This is a genomic window from Vibrio quintilis (assembly GCF_024529975.1).
Taxonomy (GTDB): Bacteria; Pseudomonadota; Gammaproteobacteria; order Enterobacterales; family Vibrionaceae; genus Vibrio; species Vibrio quintilis.
The window spans coordinates 1304870-1321540 of sequence record NZ_AP024897.1 but is presented as its reverse complement, the minus strand read 5'-3'; the positions used below and the strand labels follow the sequence as shown (position 1 = coordinate 1321540).

At 46.1% G+C, this 16671-nt stretch carries 16 protein-coding genes and 2 tRNA genes; 12 read left to right on the top strand and 6 right to left on the bottom strand.

The features are described 5' to 3' along the window. Window positions 1-50 precede the first annotated feature (50 nt). Window positions 51-458 (bottom strand): hypothetical protein, encoded by a 408-nt coding sequence (locus tag OC443_RS06250; protein WP_073579646.1) that lies wholly within the window; start codon window positions 456-458, stop codon window positions 51-53. Window positions 459-576: 118 nt separating this feature from the next. Between OC443_RS06250 and OC443_RS06245 the strand changes: the two genes are divergently transcribed. The 5 genes from OC443_RS06245 (at window position 577) to OC443_RS26375 (ending at window position 6518) form a co-directional block, all read left to right on the top strand. Next, on the top strand, window positions 577-762 hold the full coding sequence (locus tag OC443_RS06245) for a hypothetical protein (RefSeq protein WP_073579645.1): 186 nt from the start codon (window positions 577-579) through the stop codon (window positions 760-762). A 217-nt stretch (window positions 763-979) separates the two neighbouring features. After that, entirely contained in the window at window positions 980-2398 is a 1419-nt protein-coding gene (locus OC443_RS06240; protein WP_200796871.1) for a glycoside hydrolase family 140 protein, read from the top strand. 499 nt (window positions 2399-2897) lie between these two features. Then, window positions 2898-4208 carry a right-handed parallel beta-helix repeat-containing protein gene (locus OC443_RS06235; RefSeq protein ID WP_073579644.1) on the top strand — a complete coding sequence of 437 codons (1311 nt, stop codon included), beginning with the start codon at window positions 2898-2900 and terminating at the stop codon, window positions 4206-4208. Between the two features lie 315 nt (window positions 4209-4523). Beyond that, window positions 4524-6344 (top strand): hypothetical protein, encoded by a 1821-nt coding sequence (locus OC443_RS06230; protein WP_083601505.1) that lies wholly within the window; start codon window positions 4524-4526, stop codon window positions 6342-6344. 36 nt (window positions 6345-6380) lie between these two features. Next, on the top strand, window positions 6381-6518 hold the full coding sequence (locus OC443_RS26375; protein WP_083601507.1) for a winged helix-turn-helix transcriptional regulator: 138 nt from the start codon (window positions 6381-6383) through the stop codon (window positions 6516-6518). Between the two features lie 36 nt (window positions 6519-6554). On the opposite strand, the gene OC443_RS06225 is transcribed toward OC443_RS26375, so the two are convergent. Beyond that, a complete protein-coding gene (locus OC443_RS06225; RefSeq protein ID WP_073579643.1) occupies window positions 6555-7028 on the bottom strand; it encodes a peroxiredoxin in 474 nt (157 codons plus the stop codon). A 637-nt stretch (window positions 7029-7665) separates the two neighbouring features. Here OC443_RS06225 and OC443_RS06220 point away from each other — a divergent pair. Beyond that, window positions 7666-7750 (top strand) — tRNA-Tyr (locus OC443_RS06220). Window positions 7751-7810: 60 nt separating this feature from the next. Next, a tRNA-Tyr gene (locus OC443_RS06215) sits at window positions 7811-7895 on the top strand. Window positions 7896-8000: 105 nt separating this feature from the next. Here the strand turns inward: OC443_RS06215 and gmhB are convergent. Together gmhB and OC443_RS06205 are read right to left on the bottom strand one after the other, a co-directional pair. Further along, window positions 8001-8555, bottom strand: a complete 555-nt coding sequence (gene gmhB, locus OC443_RS06210) for a D-glycero-beta-D-manno-heptose 1,7-bisphosphate 7-phosphatase (protein ID WP_073579642.1) — start codon at window positions 8553-8555, stop codon at window positions 8001-8003. A 60-nt stretch (window positions 8556-8615) separates the two neighbouring features. Further along, window positions 8616-9179 carry a hypothetical protein gene (locus OC443_RS06205; RefSeq protein ID WP_073579641.1) on the bottom strand — a complete coding sequence of 188 codons (564 nt, stop codon included), beginning with the start codon at window positions 9177-9179 and terminating at the stop codon, window positions 8616-8618. Window positions 9180-9429: 250 nt separating this feature from the next. Here OC443_RS06205 and metN point away from each other — a divergent pair, with 250 nt between their 5' ends. The 3 genes from metN to OC443_RS06190 all read left to right on the top strand — a co-directional run bounded on the left by metN (window position 9430) and on the right by OC443_RS06190 (window position 12033). Then, window positions 9430-10464, top strand: coding sequence for a methionine ABC transporter ATP-binding protein MetN (gene metN / locus OC443_RS06200; RefSeq protein WP_073579640.1), 1035 nt, complete (start codon window positions 9430-9432; stop codon window positions 10462-10464). Further along, on the top strand, window positions 10454-11131 hold the full coding sequence (locus tag OC443_RS06195; protein WP_073579639.1) for a methionine ABC transporter permease: 678 nt from the start codon (window positions 10454-10456) through the stop codon (window positions 11129-11131). The genes metN and OC443_RS06195 overlap by 11 nt, the downstream gene beginning before the upstream one ends. Before the next feature lie 92 nt (window positions 11132-11223). After that, complete coding sequence (locus tag OC443_RS06190; protein WP_073579638.1) at window positions 11224-12033, top strand: MetQ/NlpA family lipoprotein; 810 nt, start codon at window positions 11224-11226, stop codon at window positions 12031-12033. Between the two features lie 75 nt (window positions 12034-12108). Here OC443_RS06190 and OC443_RS06185 read toward each other — a convergent pair whose 3' ends face one another. Then, on the bottom strand, window positions 12109-12888 hold the full coding sequence (locus tag OC443_RS06185; RefSeq protein ID WP_073579637.1) for a Zn-ribbon-containing protein: 780 nt from the start codon (window positions 12886-12888) through the stop codon (window positions 12109-12111). 3 nt (window positions 12889-12891) lie between these two features. Continuing rightward, entirely contained in the window at window positions 12892-13425 is a 534-nt protein-coding gene (gene syd, locus OC443_RS06180; protein ID WP_073579636.1) for a SecY-interacting protein, read from the bottom strand. A 104-nt stretch (window positions 13426-13529) separates the two neighbouring features. Here syd and queF point away from each other — a divergent pair, with 104 nt between their 5' ends. After that, on the top strand, window positions 13530-14375 hold the full coding sequence (gene queF, locus OC443_RS06175; RefSeq protein ID WP_073579635.1) for an NADPH-dependent 7-cyano-7-deazaguanine reductase QueF: 846 nt from the start codon (window positions 13530-13532) through the stop codon (window positions 14373-14375). Between the two features lie 14 nt (window positions 14376-14389). Beyond that, window positions 14390-16669 (top strand): tetratricopeptide repeat protein, encoded by a 2280-nt coding sequence (locus OC443_RS06170; protein ID WP_073579634.1) that lies wholly within the window; start codon window positions 14390-14392, stop codon window positions 16667-16669. Window positions 16670-16671 lie beyond the last annotated feature (2 nt).

Below are 16671 nucleotides of genomic sequence, written 5' to 3'. Positions count from 1 at the left end.
TCAAAACTATAGATTCAAAACTATATAAGGAAACCCACAGCGCATGGGGGTCAGTCATTCCTGAACACCATCGCGGCCGATGCAGAGAGAAACGCAAGTAACCCGCCGAGAATAATATTGAATGACTGAGTCGCCAGTTCCTGCAGACCCTCATCATTCTCAACTTCGGATTTCATCATTTGTACCACGACTTCATTCATGGCTTTCGGCAGCGTTTTACCTGCATCTGCCTGATCCTGAAGCACGTGTACATAGGCATTCAACGTATTTGTCGGATTATTAAAATCCTGATCATAAAAGGCAATATAACCAACGACGGTGACTAAAATCATATACACCATCACCACGGTCAGCCAAATCGTGGTTTTATAAAAGGCCCGTTTCTTTTTTGTTTGAGGAACAACATTGGTTTCATCGGCTTTGATTTCATCGGCTTTGTTTTCAACTGCAACGTCCATACCGTCAGCTCCTTAAAATCGGTCAGTGATTCCTGATATAAATATAAAACAGATAGCACATTTTGGTAATAAATTTACCATGATGGAACACGAGATTTCGAAGCCTCCCCCGTTTATTATGAGATATACCCAAGCAACCGAACAAACCGCCGCGCCCCGCGCCTTTAATCTTCAGTCGGTCGATGTCAATGCTGACACAACCCGGACACTGACCTTTTCATGGAGAAAAGCAGTGATGCAGAGCAGTACATTCTGTGCAAATATGACGCGGACAATCACTGCAACGCCCTGCTCTTTGGACTGACAACTCTGTCGGCAAGTTATTCTTTCCCGTCGTTTATTGGTGCGTCTGTCCCGGGTCTGTTGACGTGTCTGTCCCCACGAGTTTCCCCGCTGGTTGGGTGTCTGTCCCCGCTAGTTCCGCTATGCACTGATACGCCACAGTGTGCCTTGGATCATGGTTTATCACCTAAATATGCTTAATCATGCATATAAATAAATGACTGTGGATTTGCTGAAAAATGTTCAAAAATCTATGTACTCTGATATTCATCCTCGGATTCACCGCCTGTCCGATGGCAATGCCTGCATCTGCGTCTTCAACACCTGAATACCAGGTTCAACGACTGAAAGTGTCAGACAATCACCGTTTTCTGCAATATGAAAATGGTCAGCCGTTTTTCTGGTTAGCAGATACCGGCTGGCTGCTGTTCAGCAAGCTCAGCCGGGAAGAAGCAGAGCAATATTTACAGAACCGGCATGACAAAGGATTTAATGTGATTCAGGTGATGGTCGTCCATGATCTGGCGGAAAAAAATTATTACGGCAATACACCATTTATCAATGAAGACCCAACCCAGCCGGCAGTCACACCGGACAGTTCACCGGATGATTCACTCGCTTATGATTACTGGGATCATGTTGATTACATTGTCCATCTGGCCGCACAAAAAGGCATGTATATGGCGATGGTGCCTGTCTGGGGCAGTGCCGCAGGACAGGTCAAAGCACAGGATGGCTGGGCTGACAGTTATGCAACATGGCTGGCACAGCGCTACAAACAAAACCGCAATATTATCTGGCTGAATGGCGGCGATAAAAAAGGCAGTGTTCTGCCACAAATCTGGCAACAACTCGGCCTTGCTCTGGACAAAGCAACACCAGATAATCTGATTACTTTTCATCCGTTTGGCGGAACACAATCCTCAACCTGGTTTCATCATGCTTCGTGGCTTGATTTCAATATGTTTCAGTCCGGACACCGCCGTTATGATCAAAAGCGGGATGATGTGCCTGCAGCAGAATGGAAAGGTGAGGATAACTGGCGCTACGTGGCTGAAGATTATGCTTTGAAACCAATCAAACCCACCATTGATGGTGAACCATCTTATGAAAATATTCCGCAGGGGTTACATGATACAACCCAGCCGTACTGGACAGCCGCAGATGTCAGGCGCTATGCGTACTGGTCGGTATTTGCCGGTGCATTCGGCCATACCTACGGCAACAATGCGGTGATGCAAATGCATAAACCCGATTCCGGAAAAGGCTCTTACGGTGTCCGTGACTACTGGGATCATGCGATGAACGATGAAGGTGCCCGGGAAATGAAGTATCTGAAGCAACTGATGCTGTCCCGGCCTTTTTTTGAGCGCAGACCGGCTCAGTCTCTGCTGGCGGGTGAAAACGGGCAGAAGTACAACCATATCGTTGCCACACGGGGGAAAAACTATGCATTTTTCTACACTTATACCGGCCGGCCGTTTGAAGTTGATCTGAGCAAAATGCCTGCCGGCTTAATCGTCGCCAGCTGGTACAGCCCGCGGGACGGACATACGCTCGATGCCGGTGTGTTCAACACCTCAGGCATTCAGTACTTTCATCCTCCGGGTACAGAAAAAGAAGGCAATGACTGGGTGTTGATTCTTGATCGTATCTGACCGATAACAGTAACCTCTGTATAATTATCAGCTACTTATATACCCAAACAACCTGAAGATGCAGGTTGCTTGGGTATATGCAAATATCTGGTAGCTGTCATTTTTATTCTGGCAGAAAAAGTCTGAGCGCTTCCGACATAAAATGCGGCGTATGACTGTCAGGAACGATTCCCGGAGCAGGTTGATTCAAATCCGGGTGTCCAGATAAGGGTGTCTGTCCCTGCTCCGTCCCGTGGGGACAACATGAATAATTATGCGATCTGCAATTCACAAAATAAATGCGTAATTTCAACAAGATAAATTAACCATTCAACAGGTGAATACAGACCTGACTTCTCACTATGCAAGTTTGTGAAAAGCCTTCCAAAAAATCACTCTTCCCTGTAAATACAGTTTCCAAATGGTATGGCCCATTTTACTTTGTGATTAGCTACGCATTATCAATGAATATATTTTCAGGTGTGTAGTCAATATCTAACAATAATTAAGGCTAAAGATTATGAATAAAGTATGGCTCATTCCACTCGCAGCAATAACAATCCCTTATGCTGCGTTTGCAAAAGATATTTATATTTCTCCACACGGTTCTGATAATAATTCAGGAACGCTTTCCTCACCGTTGAAAACGATTATGGCAGCCCAGAAAAAAGCGAGTGAAGGTGACACGGTTTACATCCGCGGCGGAACCTATCACCCGGACAACAGTAATATTACGCAGCACCAGGGTTTACGTGCCATTGTGAACAACATTACCAAAAACAAAATTAAGTACATCAACTATCCGGGTGAACGCCCTGTATTTGACTTCTCGAAGGTGAAGCCAGTTAATTATCGCGTCACAGCGTTTCTGATTCGTGGTGATCATAACGTTTTCAAAGGCTTCGATGTTGTGGGTGTTCAGGTCACGATTACCGATAAACGTACTCAGTCTGAAGCATTTATGGTCAAAAAAGGTGACTATAACCGGTTCGAAAACCTTGCAATCCATGATGGTATGGGTATCGGCTGGTATCTCACTGAAGGGAAGAACAACGAGGTGATTAATGTAGACGCATACAATAACCGCGGCCTGAACGAATACTCTGACGGTAACGTTGATGGCTTTGGTATTCACCCGCGGGACGCTTCAAGCACAGGCAATATCATCCGTAGCTGCCGGGCATGGTTTAATAGTGACGACGGTTTTGATTTGATTCACGCTCAGGCGGCTGTGACCATTGAAAAAAGCTGGGCGTTCTATAACGGCTATTCAAAAAAATTCAAAGCACTGGCTGATGGTAATGGCTTTAAGGCTGGTGGCTATGGCCGTAACGGAAGTGCTATTCCAAGTGTGATTCCAACGCATACGATTCGTTTCAATCTTTCCGTGGGTAACCGCGCAGCTGGTTTCTATGCGAACCACCAGATTGGCGGCCAGAAATGGCTGAATAACACCGCGATTGGCAATCACAGTGCAAACTACAACATGCTTTCAACGAAGAGTGATAACCTGACAGATGTTCCGGGATATGGTCATTACATGCGTAATAACCTCGGTTTTAAAGGCCACAAAGAGGTGATCAATCTGGGTGATGAGAACAGTAATGACTTATCTTATAACTACTTCGACTTACCTGTCACCGTCTCTGCGGCAGACTTCGTCAGCCTGGATGAAACACAGTTGATGAAATCACGCCAAAGCGATGGTTCTTTGCCTCATATTAAATACGCCAATTTGAAAACAGGCAGTGATCTCATCGATGCCGGGACTTATGCAGGCTATAAATATCACGGTGCGTCACCCGATCTGGGTGCCTTTGAATCCAAATAATGGGTTGATGATTTGACATAATCAACCAGCTCAGAATGCATTCAACCTGCATTATATGACTGAAAAGCAGGCTGACTTAAACGGCCTGCTCTTACCGGTTATCCCCAAACAACCTCAGGAGACAGTTTCAGCTTTGAACACACTGAACCATCATGTGTCTTTTGCACCTGTAACATGTCTGTCCCCGGTCATTCCCCCGGTAGTTAATGCGATCGTTTTTACATAATTTTACACGCCTGTCCCCGGTAGTTAACGTTAAATCAACCGGATGCATATTATTGTTATTCAGATTCAACACAGAAATAAGGAAATATTATGCGTAATATCAACCATGGGTTAAGGATCGCTTTTATATTCTCGTTCGCCGGCTTTTCTTTACCGGGGTATTCGGGGATCAATAACACCACACCGACACTCAGTTCATTTAATCTGTCTGATATCGCTGCCGGGACTCTGGGTGTTAAACAAATGACACTGGCCTGGACCTCCGCCTCTGATGACGCGGGTGTCACGTATTCCGTGTGTAAAAAAGATACAACGCAAACCAACAACTGTGATGTCCTGACATCAGTCACTGATGTGCTCAGCGCTACCGTCACCGTTGACAGTCTGGTTCAGGCATTATCGGCCGGTTATTTTATTCTGGCGCAGTCCGGAGACAAGACGAAAGCGTCTTCTGAAGCCAGCCTGACAACCGATACAGTGACCCGGATGATTGGCTACTTCAAAGCCTCGAACACCGGAATCATGGATTATTTTGGCTATAATGTGGCACTGAGCAGTGATGGCAACACCCTCGCCGTCGGTGCTCCCTATGAAGATAACACAGGTAACGTCGCCTACTCCGGCGCGGTCTATCTGTTCAGCAACAGCAGCGGCAGCTGGACGCAGACGGCTTATCTCAAAGCTCCGAATCCCGGAACAGGTGACGGTTTTGGTTACAGAGTGGCGCTGAGTCATGATGGCAGCACACTCGCTGTAAGTGCACCTTATGAAGGGAACACTGACGCAACAAACGACTCAGGTGCGGTCTACCTGTTTGGTCACAGCAGCGGCAGCTGGACACAGACGGCTTATCTCAAAGCGTCAAACACCGAAGCCGATGACGGTTTCGGCATGAGTATGGCACTGAGCAGTGATGGCGGTACACTGGCCGTCGGTGCACCCTATGAAGATAACAGTGCCACCGGCGTGATGACCGACGGCTCAGAGACCAGCGACACCGGCACTGCATACGGCTCCGGGGCGGCCTACCTGTTCAGCAACAGCAGCGGCAGCTGGACACAAATGGCCTATTTCAAGGCTTCGAACACCGGAGCCGATGATCAGTTCGGCACCAGTCTGGCGCTGAGCAGTGATGGCGGTACACTGGCCGTCGGCGCACCCGATGAAGATAACAGTGCCACCGGCGTGGTGACCGACGGTTCAGAGAGCAAAGACACCGGCACTGCAGCCAATTCCGGCGCAATCTATCTGTTTAGCGACCACCGTAAAAACTGGGCACAGGTTGCTTATATCAAAGCCTCAAACACCGGAGCCGATGACAATTTTGGCGCCAGCCTGGCACTGAGCAGTGATGGCAGCACACTCGTCGTTGGTGCACCCAATGAAGATAACGATGCCACCGGCGTGATCACTGATGGCTCAGAGACCAGCGATACCGGTACCGCAGCCAATTCCGGCGCAATCTATCTGTTTAGCGACCACCGTAAAAACTGGGGACAGGTTGCTTATATCAAAGCCTCAAACACCGAAGCAGATGACGGCTTTGGCGTTAGTGTCGCACTGAGCAGTGATGGCAGCACACTGGCCGTCGGTGCACCCTATGAAGATAACAGCGCCACCGGCGTGATAACTGACAGCACGGAGACCAGTGACACTGGTACAGCAGACTCCTCCGGCGCAGTTTATCTGTTCAGCGACACCAACAGTTGGGCACAAATTGCCTATATTAAAGCCTCAAATACCGGGGAAAATGACAGCTTTGGGCTGAGTGTGACACTGAACAATGATGGCAACACACTGGCCGCCAGTGCACCGGGTGAAAGTAACAGTGCCACCGGCGTGATAACTGACGGCCCGGAGACCAGTGACACCGGCACTGCAAGCTTCTCCGGTGCGGTCTATATGTACTGACACTTTGATTCTCATGGGTTTTGACCCGGCTTATTTATCTGGCCGGAAACAAACACCGGACAGGTTTATCCGGAAATACCACCCCGGGTCGATTATGCGATAACCGATTATGGCAGAACGCTGACCCCGGTGATTCATGCATTGTCTCAATGGGGGAAAAGGAAGCAACGGTAACCGTTGCTTCCGTGGCTTTACCGAACCAGCCTGAGTTTACAAAAGCGCCAGAATCGTTTCTGCCTTACTGGCTTCAAATAACTTCCCTTCTTCTACGTTCAGCGTCGTCACCACACCATCTTCGACAATCATCGCATAACGTTGCGAACGAATTCCCCCAAATGTGGCGGTATCCATTTCAAGTCCCAATGCTTTGGTAAAGCTGCCATCTCCATCAGCAAGCATCATCAGCTCAGATGCATTCTGTGTTTCTCCCCAGGCTTTCATCACAAAAGCATCATTGACAGCAACACAGGCAATCAGGTCCACACCTTTGGCTTTAATCTGATCAGCCAGCACGACATATCCCGGTAAATGCGCTTCTGAGCAAGTGGGTGTAAACGCCCCCGGTACCGCAAACAGAACCACTTTCTTTCCTGCAAATAGTTCTGATACCTGATGATTTTGCATCCCGTCTGCCGTCAGATAACTGAGTGTCGCTTCTGGCAGTTTTTTTCCTTGTTCGATCATGACTTTTCTCCGTTTTTTATAATGAAGGATATCTGTGTATCCAAACGCTGTGTATCAGACAGCTTAATCCGGAATTTATTCCATGAAAACTTTTTCGCTCATTTCAGCAGCGGCAAGCAGTCATGCGTCTGTCCCCGTTAGCCCGTCGCCTCCGGAGTCCTGTTTACTCTGATGGCCTGTTCAACGACAGCAAAAAGTGACTATCCCCGAACCGGGTTGATTAACGCTGCTCTGTTTTTCATCAGCCGTTGTTTCATCCTATGGAGACACAGTCACTGAAGTCGATTCAGGGAGGTATCCATTTCATTAGTTCCTGAATATGTGCCACTTTTGGTGACGAGGCAAATATCGATAAGCAGACCTTACGGGTGCGAATTTTGTTCAGCCTAAAAATATTCTGAGCAAAAAATGAAGAGAGATGTATATCCCCAGGCAACCTGAAGATGCATGATTCAGGTTGTTTGGGGATAGTCATTCTATGTGAATAACGAATATTGCCTGAATTTTAACTGCTTTGTCCAAAAAGGCATCATTCGACTCAATTTTTTCAGAAAAGTCTTTACAGACCAAATGAGTTTGTTAAGATTCGCTCCGCACTCACGGATGATACGGGAATCACCGTTGAGGAAGAAAATTTGGAGGGGTTCCCGAGTGGCCAAAGGGAGCAGACTGTAAATCTGCCGGCTCCGCCTTCGATGGTTCGAATCCGTCCCCCTCCACCATATTCCGAATCTGTTTGATTTTTGAAATCAGGCAGAATCACTAAAAATTTGAAAAATTCCGGAGGGGTTCCCGAGTGGCCAAAGGGAGCAGACTGTAAATCTGCCGGCTCCGCCTTCGATGGTTCGAATCCGTCCCCCTCCACCATACAGAAAAGCCAGCAATTTGCTGGCTTTTTCTTTTTCTGTAACCGCTCAAAGCAATCAGGAAAAAGAAAGATAAGCAAAACGCTCACTTCCCTTTTCAATCACCTTATCTGCTTTTCAAAAATCCGGGAACATCGCCAAGACTATCCAGAACAACATCCGCAAGCTGCTCACCCTCTTCTGTGACTGCTTTACCTGTCCGGACCAATACTTTGGTGCCAACGCCAGCTGATTTTGCTGCCATCATATCCGCAGGCTTATCACCAACCATCACTGATTTTTCCATATCGATTTTGAGATAATCCCGTGCAGAAAGAAGCATGCCCGGTTTTGGCTTCCTGCAATCACAGTCCTGTTTATAGTCACCGACACCGTGTTCAGGGTGATGAGGGCAATAATAAATCCCATCAAGCTCAACACCGTTATCAACAAAATTCCAGTCCATCCATTGCGTTAAAGACAAAAAACGCTCTTCACTAAACATACCCCGTGCAATACCGGACTGATTAGTGACCAAGACCAGAAGAAATCCCATCTCCTGCAGCTGCCTTGCAGCCTCAAATACACCTTCAATAAAATGGAAATCATGCTCATCATGAACATATCCCTGATCGACATTGATGACACCATCCCGATCTAAAAACACTGCTGGTTTTGCCAAAATCAGACTCTCTTATTCATCACTGGTTTTGTAAATCTGAACCTGTTTTACCAGATTTCATCAAAATTTAAACTGGTAATTCATATACCAGTTGCCACTTAAATCAGGATATACAGCCAGGTTGCCGGTAAACCCCGGAAACAGGTATTCTGTCACGCCCATGGTGACGAATGCGGCATTCCAGGCGATCATATTCTCTGTAAAAATATCACTTTCAGATTTTTCATCTTCGTCAATACTCAGATTATATGCACCAATCGCTGCCACCGAAACAAAACCAACCGTTCCTGTGGTTACATTCATGGCATCAGTCATTAATGGACTGATAGCAATCAACCCCCAGCCAGTCGCTTCCGGATCTTTTGCCGCCAGGCCAGATAAAGCGGCAGCCGTCAATTCAGCAAGAACAAAGGTGCCACCAGCTTCCGTCAGACTCCAGTGAGATGATGGAATGTCTTCCTGTTGATTTTCCGGAACCCGGCTTATCGTTTGATCAAAATACAAGTCAACCGGCTGCCCGAAAGCGCCAATATCAGCTGAAGACTGAAAAGAAGAATCCTCACTGACAAATGCCTTTGCCTGAAAACACACAATTGATAGAATTAAAATTAATTTATTTATCATAGATTATAAACATACCGATACCATATAAAAACAAGTGCAACTGTATCATAAAGCACACAAAAAAAGTGAAGAATGAATGAATATCAGCGGAACCATACATTCCGGGTATCCAACTTAATGATGAAAGCATGTTTAGACGTCTAGACGTAAAAATATCTATTGACTTCGTTCTTCCGAAGCCCTAGCATCCCTAACAAAACTATTATCAACCAAATGATCTCTGACAATCAGAGCCTGCGCAGGTTATCTCATGATTGAAATAAATCACGTCAACAAGGTGTTTCAGCAAGGAGCAAAGCAGATACATGCCTTGAAAGACATTCATCTACATATCAAACAAGGGACTATTTTTGGTGTGATCGGCTCTTCAGGCGCCGGAAAAAGTACATTAATTCGCTGTGTCAATATGTTGGAAGCCCCAACAGATGGTGATGTCATTGTCGATGGCATTAACCTGACAAAGCTCAGCCCGGCAGATTTATGTCAGGCCCGAAGAAATATCGGGATGATTTTCCAGCATTTTAACTTACTGTCTTCCCGGACTGTGTTTGAAAACGTTGCCTTGCCCTTAGAATTCGCTGGAAAAGCAAAAGAACAGATTAAACCTAAGGTCAATGAGTTACTGAATCTGGTGGGACTGACAGATAAAGCCCAAGTCTACCCGGCGAACCTCAGTGGCGGACAAAAGCAACGGGTTGCTATCGCCCGGGCACTGGCCTCAAATCCAAAAGTTTTGCTTTGTGATGAGGCCACCAGTGCTTTAGATCCGGCAACCACTCAGTCGATTTTGCACCTGCTGAAAGAAATCAACCAGCGCTTAAACATTACTATCTTACTGATTACTCATGAAATGGATGTGGTCAAAAACATCTGTCATGAAGTGGCAATCATCGGTCAGGGTGAACTGGTAGAAAAAGGGACGGTCAGTGATATTTTCGCGCATCCCAAAACAGAGCTGGCACATCAATTCATCAGATCTACACTTGATTTATCTGTCCCTGATGATTATCAGGCAAAACTGTCTGAACACCGGCAGGCGGATACCCATCCGCTCATCCGGATGGAATTTACCGGAGCAACCGTCGATGCTCCACTGGTTTCCCAGATTTCACGGGATTTTAGCATTGACGTGAATATTCTCAGTTCTGATATCGATTATGCCGGCGGGGTCAAATTCGGCATGATGATGGCTGAACTGTCCGGCAGTGAAAGTAATGAAAATGCAGCCATCAATTTCCTGAGTGAACATCATGTAAAAGTTGAGGTTTTAGGCTATGTCAATTAATACACTTACCGACTGGCTCAGTCAGAATACCTCTCTTTTACTGGGAGCAACAGGTCAGACAGTTTATATGGTTGCCGTCTCCGGACTGATCGGCTTTTTGGTCGGGATTCCGCTCGGTGTGATACTCCACACCAGCAAAAAAGGCGGATTACTGGAAAACATCAGACTCAATCAAATCCTTGGCGCAATCGTCAACATTGGCCGCTCGGTACCGTTTTTAGTTCTGATGGTTGCTATCATTCCGGTCACCAAGCTATTAGTCGGCACGTTTATCGGTACAACGGCCGCGATTGTGCCACTGACTATCGGAGCGATTCCGTTTGTGGCGCGGTTAATTGAAAACGCATTGCTGGAAGTGCCATCCGGTCTGGTCGAAGCAGCGCAGGCAATGGGCGCCAAACCGTTCCAGATTATTACGAAAGTCCTGTTGCCGGAAGCACTGCCGACAATTTTAAACTCTGTCACCATTACCCTTGTCACGCTGGTAAGCTATTCAGCGATGGCCGGCACCGTGGGCGGCGGCGGTCTGGGGGACGTTGCAATCCGGTATGGTTTTTATCGTTATGACCTGCTGATTATGGTGGTCACCGTCATCATGTTGATTATTTTAGTTCAGATTATTCAATCCATCGGCGATAGCATTGTCCGGCGGGTTGATCACAGATAATAGCAAATATAATACCCAAACAACCTGAAGATACAGAATTCAGGTTACCCGGGTATAACATAATTTTATGAAAGTTTAGCAAGGAGAAACAGATGAAATTTAACCTGAAAAGTCTGCTGACAATTATTACGGCTGCTTCAGCATTGGTTCTTTCCGGCTGTGGTGAGAAGACAGCTGACAATCAAAAAATTAAAGTTGGTGTTATGGCCGGTGCAGAAGCTCAGGTTGCCGAAGTTGCCAAAAAAGTTGCCAAAGACAAATACGATCTGGATGTTGAACTGGTGACATTTACAGATTACGTCACACCGAATGCAGCTTTGGATGATGGCTCTGTTGATGTCAATGCATTCCAGCACAAGCCATATCTGGATCAGCAAATCGCTGATCGTGGTTACAAACTGGCCATTGCCGGTAACACGTTCGTTTATCCGATTGCCGGCTATTCAAAAGAAGTCAAATCAGTAGATGAGATCAAAGAAGGTTCGCGGATTGCAGTACCGAATGATCCAACCAACCTGGGGCGTTCATTGCTACTGCTGCAAAAGCAGGGATTAATCAAACTGCGGGAGAATGTTGGCCTGAAAGCGACTGTTCAGGACATCGTAGAAAATCCGAAGAACATCGACGTTGTGGAGCTGGATGCTGCACAACTGCCACGCTCACTGGATGATGTCACCGTTGCTATCATTAACAACAGCTTCGCCAGCCAGATTGATCTGTCACCGAATAAAGACGGTATTTTCGTTGAAGATAAAGATTCTCCATACGTGAACCTGATCGTTGCCCGTGAAGATAATGTAAATAACGAAAACGTCAAAAACTTCGTTAAAGCGTATCAGACAGAAGAAGTCTATCAGGCAGCAATGAAAACATTTAAAGACAGCGTGGTGAAAGGCTGGTAATCCCGGTTTTTATAGGTTGTCAAAGGAAAGCCGATCGTATGGTCGGCTTTTTTGATCGCATCTGCACCGGCAAGATTATTTCAGATAATCCCAGGACAAATTGGAAATAACCCGGCAGTTATCACACCGGAAATGAAAGATATCGTGAACCGGTTCAGACAGGCGCCATTCTCCGCCACAAACCGGGCATAGACGCTGTTGTTCAGCTTTCAGACTGGTTCCGCCAACCTGATATTGATAATAATAAGTCGGAATACCCGTCAGATATTCGATTCGGCCCCGTAAATCCCATCCCCGTCTGAACAGGTCGCTTTCAGGGTTATTCAGCTCGTTTAACGCCGCATGCTCTGCACGGCAGCCACCAGCCATTTGTAACTCATCACACGCCTGCCATTCCGTCTGCCATTTGATCACGGCTTTATGATCGCCATTGAAGGTTGGCGGAATACGATACAAAGGAACAGGCAGCAAATTATCGCCGTTGCGCAATGGAGAACAGGTATGCACGTAAGTTGTATATAAAATCTGCCATTGTCTTGTTTCTGATTCATCCGTTTGTTCTGAATGAATATCCAGTCCGATAATTTTCACTTTGGGTGCCAGTAAGCCAGCATCCGTTAACCGGGACAGACACACTTTAACAAAATCGGAATGGTAATCAGAATGCAGACTCTGTTTCTCAGGACACATGCCCCGCACAGAAAAAATCCCCTCTTCACCCATCACAACCGGAAACTCACGCCCCAACAACTGCCCATTAAAACGAAGTGCTTCAATCAGGCCGTAAATCGCCCGTTCTACCGCTGAAACGGTCGTATTATCAAAGCACTCAAATTGCAATTCAACAACGTACATCCATCATACCCCTGGTGTTAGCTGGTCCAGAAAAACATCTAATGATGGCGCCAGCACATCCCGTTGCTTTGTTCCCACCCTTTCAGATAAAACCTGCCCCGTCAGGTTGCACACCGAGATGACATCAAACTCAGCCGGTGTCGAGGCAATAAATACCGTTGGTTTCAGCTTCAGTCTTCTTTGTGTCACCAGGTGGCCTAACATATTTTCCTGCAAACGGACAAAGTCATCATCATTCCATACCTGAAGTAACGTCAGTTCCATATTTTCCCATGTTGCATCCATATCCGCGCAATACTGAGACCCGTAGAAATCCTTGATATCTGTGTGCAGCAATAACTCTATCGACTGTTCAACCTTAGAAAAGTCAGCCGGTTCCCGGCGGACGGGCTGCCAGAAAACGGTCTCTTTTTCACAGGCAGTGACACATTCAGAAGGCCAGTCATGTAAATCCGGATTGTCCGGAGACCGGCCATGAGCCTGAAAATAATCTTCCTGATAACGCTGACTGAATCGGGTTAAAGCATCTGAAACCATATGACGGGTGACTCCTCGGATTTGGTTCAATAAGCAGACCCGTAATGACACAGGCCCGCGGATTTCGTAGAATTCTGATATTCTAAACAAATTTAGCACTAAGTATGAGCAAATATTCTGACGCCAAAGCGCTGGCAGGTCTGACTTTGGGTAAAAACACGCACTATAAAGCCCATTACGACCCATCCCTGTTACAGCCGGTTCCCAGATCACTGAACCGGGATGACTTGCAGCTGAGTTCCCCGTTACCCTTTACCGGATGCGATCTCTGGACGCTTTATGAGCTTTCCTGGCTGAATCAGAATGGGTTGCCTCAGGTTGCGATCGGCCACGTTTCAGTTCCGGCAGAGAGCCCCGCCTTAATCGAATCAAAATCCTTTAAACTTTATCTGAACAGTTATAACCAAAGCCGGTTTGATACGATTCAAACGGTACAAAAACAGCTTGAAACCGACTTATCGGCATGTGCAGGTGCACCCGTACTGGTTGAATTAAAAACAGTCTCAGACTTCACAGGCGAAGCCATTGTTCCGATGCAGGGAGAGTGCATTGACGATACAGAGATTCAGATAGACTGCTACGATTTCAATGCCTCTTTACTCGAAAATGCCACCAGTGATGAATGGATTGAAGAAACACTTCACAGTCATTTGCTGAAATCAAATTGCCTGATTACCAGCCAGCCGGACTGGGGCAGTATTGAAATTCATTATCAGGGACATAAAATCAACCGGGAGGCACTACTCCGCTATCTGATATCATTCAGGGAACACAACGAATTTCACGAACAGTGTGTCGAAAGAATTTTCACCGATGTCATGAAGTATTGCGCACCGAAATCACTGACTGTATATGCGAGATATACCCGCAGAGGCGGACTGGATATCAATCCGTACCGTTCTTCAGAAAATAAAGCACCAATCCATACTGGCCGGATGGCCCGCCAGTAACGCAGGGACACAACATGACAAACAGAAGCTGGAAAACACTTTTTCTGTTGCTGGGCACTTTACTGTGCTACAGCACAAGTGCCAGTGGTTATTCATCCCCGACACTCAATGAAGCTAGTTTATTACTGGATATCGATCCGCGGGAAGCGCAATCGCTTATCACGGCTTTTCTGACACAGCGAAAGCTGGTCGACACGACAGAAAAGACCCCTTCAACCATTACCAGAGACGATACCGAGCATAAAATCCGTACACCGGGAGCTAGTGTCGAAGCACTTGAAATTCTGGCTCAAGCCAAGTCACATCAGGGTCATCAGACACAAGCCATGGACTACATCCGTCAGGCAAAAGAACTGGCGAAAAAATATCAGCTTTTGTATTTAGATATCGATGTCCGGCTGCTGGAAATCAAACTCACCTGGCTGTTTAATCAGGATAAAGCACAGGCCCGGCAGCAAATCGCCCGGGTTGAATCCAGCCTGGAGCAAATGAAAAGCACCTCTCAGCTGATTCAACGAATCAGATATAAAATACTGATGTTACAGGCGCAAATTGCTTCCAAAGCAGATGAGAATCAGCTGGCAGAAAAATTATATAAGCATGCCAAAGACTACTTTTCATCCATTCAGGCCGTCACCACACAAATCAAATATCATATTGAATTCGGCAAACACTTTCTCTATCACGGACAATACAATAAAGCACTGTCAGAGTTACTCACAGCCTACTGGAGTGCTCTGGAAGCCGATGATGGCGCCCAGCTGGCAACCACAAATACGCTGCTGGCTCAGCTTTTTTTCGAGCGAAGAGTATTGGATAAAGCCCTGCTCTACCTGTCACAAGCCGCCGATTTTTACGATACCTATGAACGTTCACCGGTTTGGGTGAAAATCATGCAACGGATGGGCGATATTTACTTCCGCCAGGGAAAATATAACCTTGCGCTGGTTTCTTATCTCAATGTGCTGGATCATCCGGTCACACAACATAGTAAAGCCCAGTTTATTTCCGTCAGAATCAATCTGGCCGCAACCTATCTGCAACTTTACAATTATCCGCTGGCAGAAGACTACCTGGAAGCGATAGAACCTTTACTTAAACAAAATGATTATCCCCGACTGCAGGGAAAAGCGATGTTGCTGAAAGCAGTGATCGCCTATGTGCAAAAACAATCTGCAATGGCAATCAAGCTGGGATTAAAATCGGAACGACTGACAAAAGCAACCCACGATCAGCATACACACCTTCAGGCGCTGAAACTGCTTTCAAGTGCCTATGAACAACAGGGAAACTACGAAAAAGCGCTTGATTATGCCCATCAGCACTATCAGCTGAATCAGACTCAGCAGCAAAAACTGAACCAGCTCAGTGAAGATGATTTTAAACAGCAAAAAGCTTTCGTTGAACAAACACTGCATCTGGAAGGATTGGACAGAGAACTGAAGCGTCAGAAAAACCGTTATAGTTCCTTAAAAAATATTTCATATAGTATCGCTATTATCGGCTTTGTTTTCTTCCTCGTCATCTTAAGACGCGGATACGTTATTCGTCATCAAAATGAAGAAATTGAAGAGTTGAACAACCACTTATTTACTCATTCCCGATCTCAGCTGAATAATTTAAGAATGCTGAATGTCAATTTATCCTCGACATTGATGCAAAAAAGAAATCAGGTTTACGAACAATGGTACATGGGAGAACTGATTCATAAGCCGCTGAATGACAAACTCAGGTTCGCCATGATCGATGTGCCGTTCCTCAGAAACATGTATTTACAACACGGTTACACTGAAGGTCTGAAATTAGAGCTGGCTTTCGGTAAATTTCTGAAAGAAAAGTTAACATCAAATGCCCGTATCTTTCATTTCACTGATGCTAATTTGCTTTATATAGAAAACAATCTGGAACAGGATACTCAACCCCAGGAATTATTTGATCGCATCCAAACCTGGGTGAATGAGTTCCAGTCATCCATGCCGTTAAACCGGATTATCCGGATCGGGATTGCAGATTACCCTTTTCTGCCCAAAGCACATACGGCTATCAATGAGAAAGAATTGCTGGATATTTTACTGATGGCAACCAGCGCATCCCGGGATTTAAGTATCAAAGAAAAATCAAGCCATTGGGTCTATTTAAAAGCAATCGATAATACACCGGCAGCAAGTTTTGCCTCTGACAATATCAGAGAAGCCTGTCAACAGGCGATTAGCCAGGGATTGGTCAAAGTACATTCTTCTTATAACAATGAAGAAAGCATACAAAACTTATTAAATGTCAGCGAAACATCTTAATC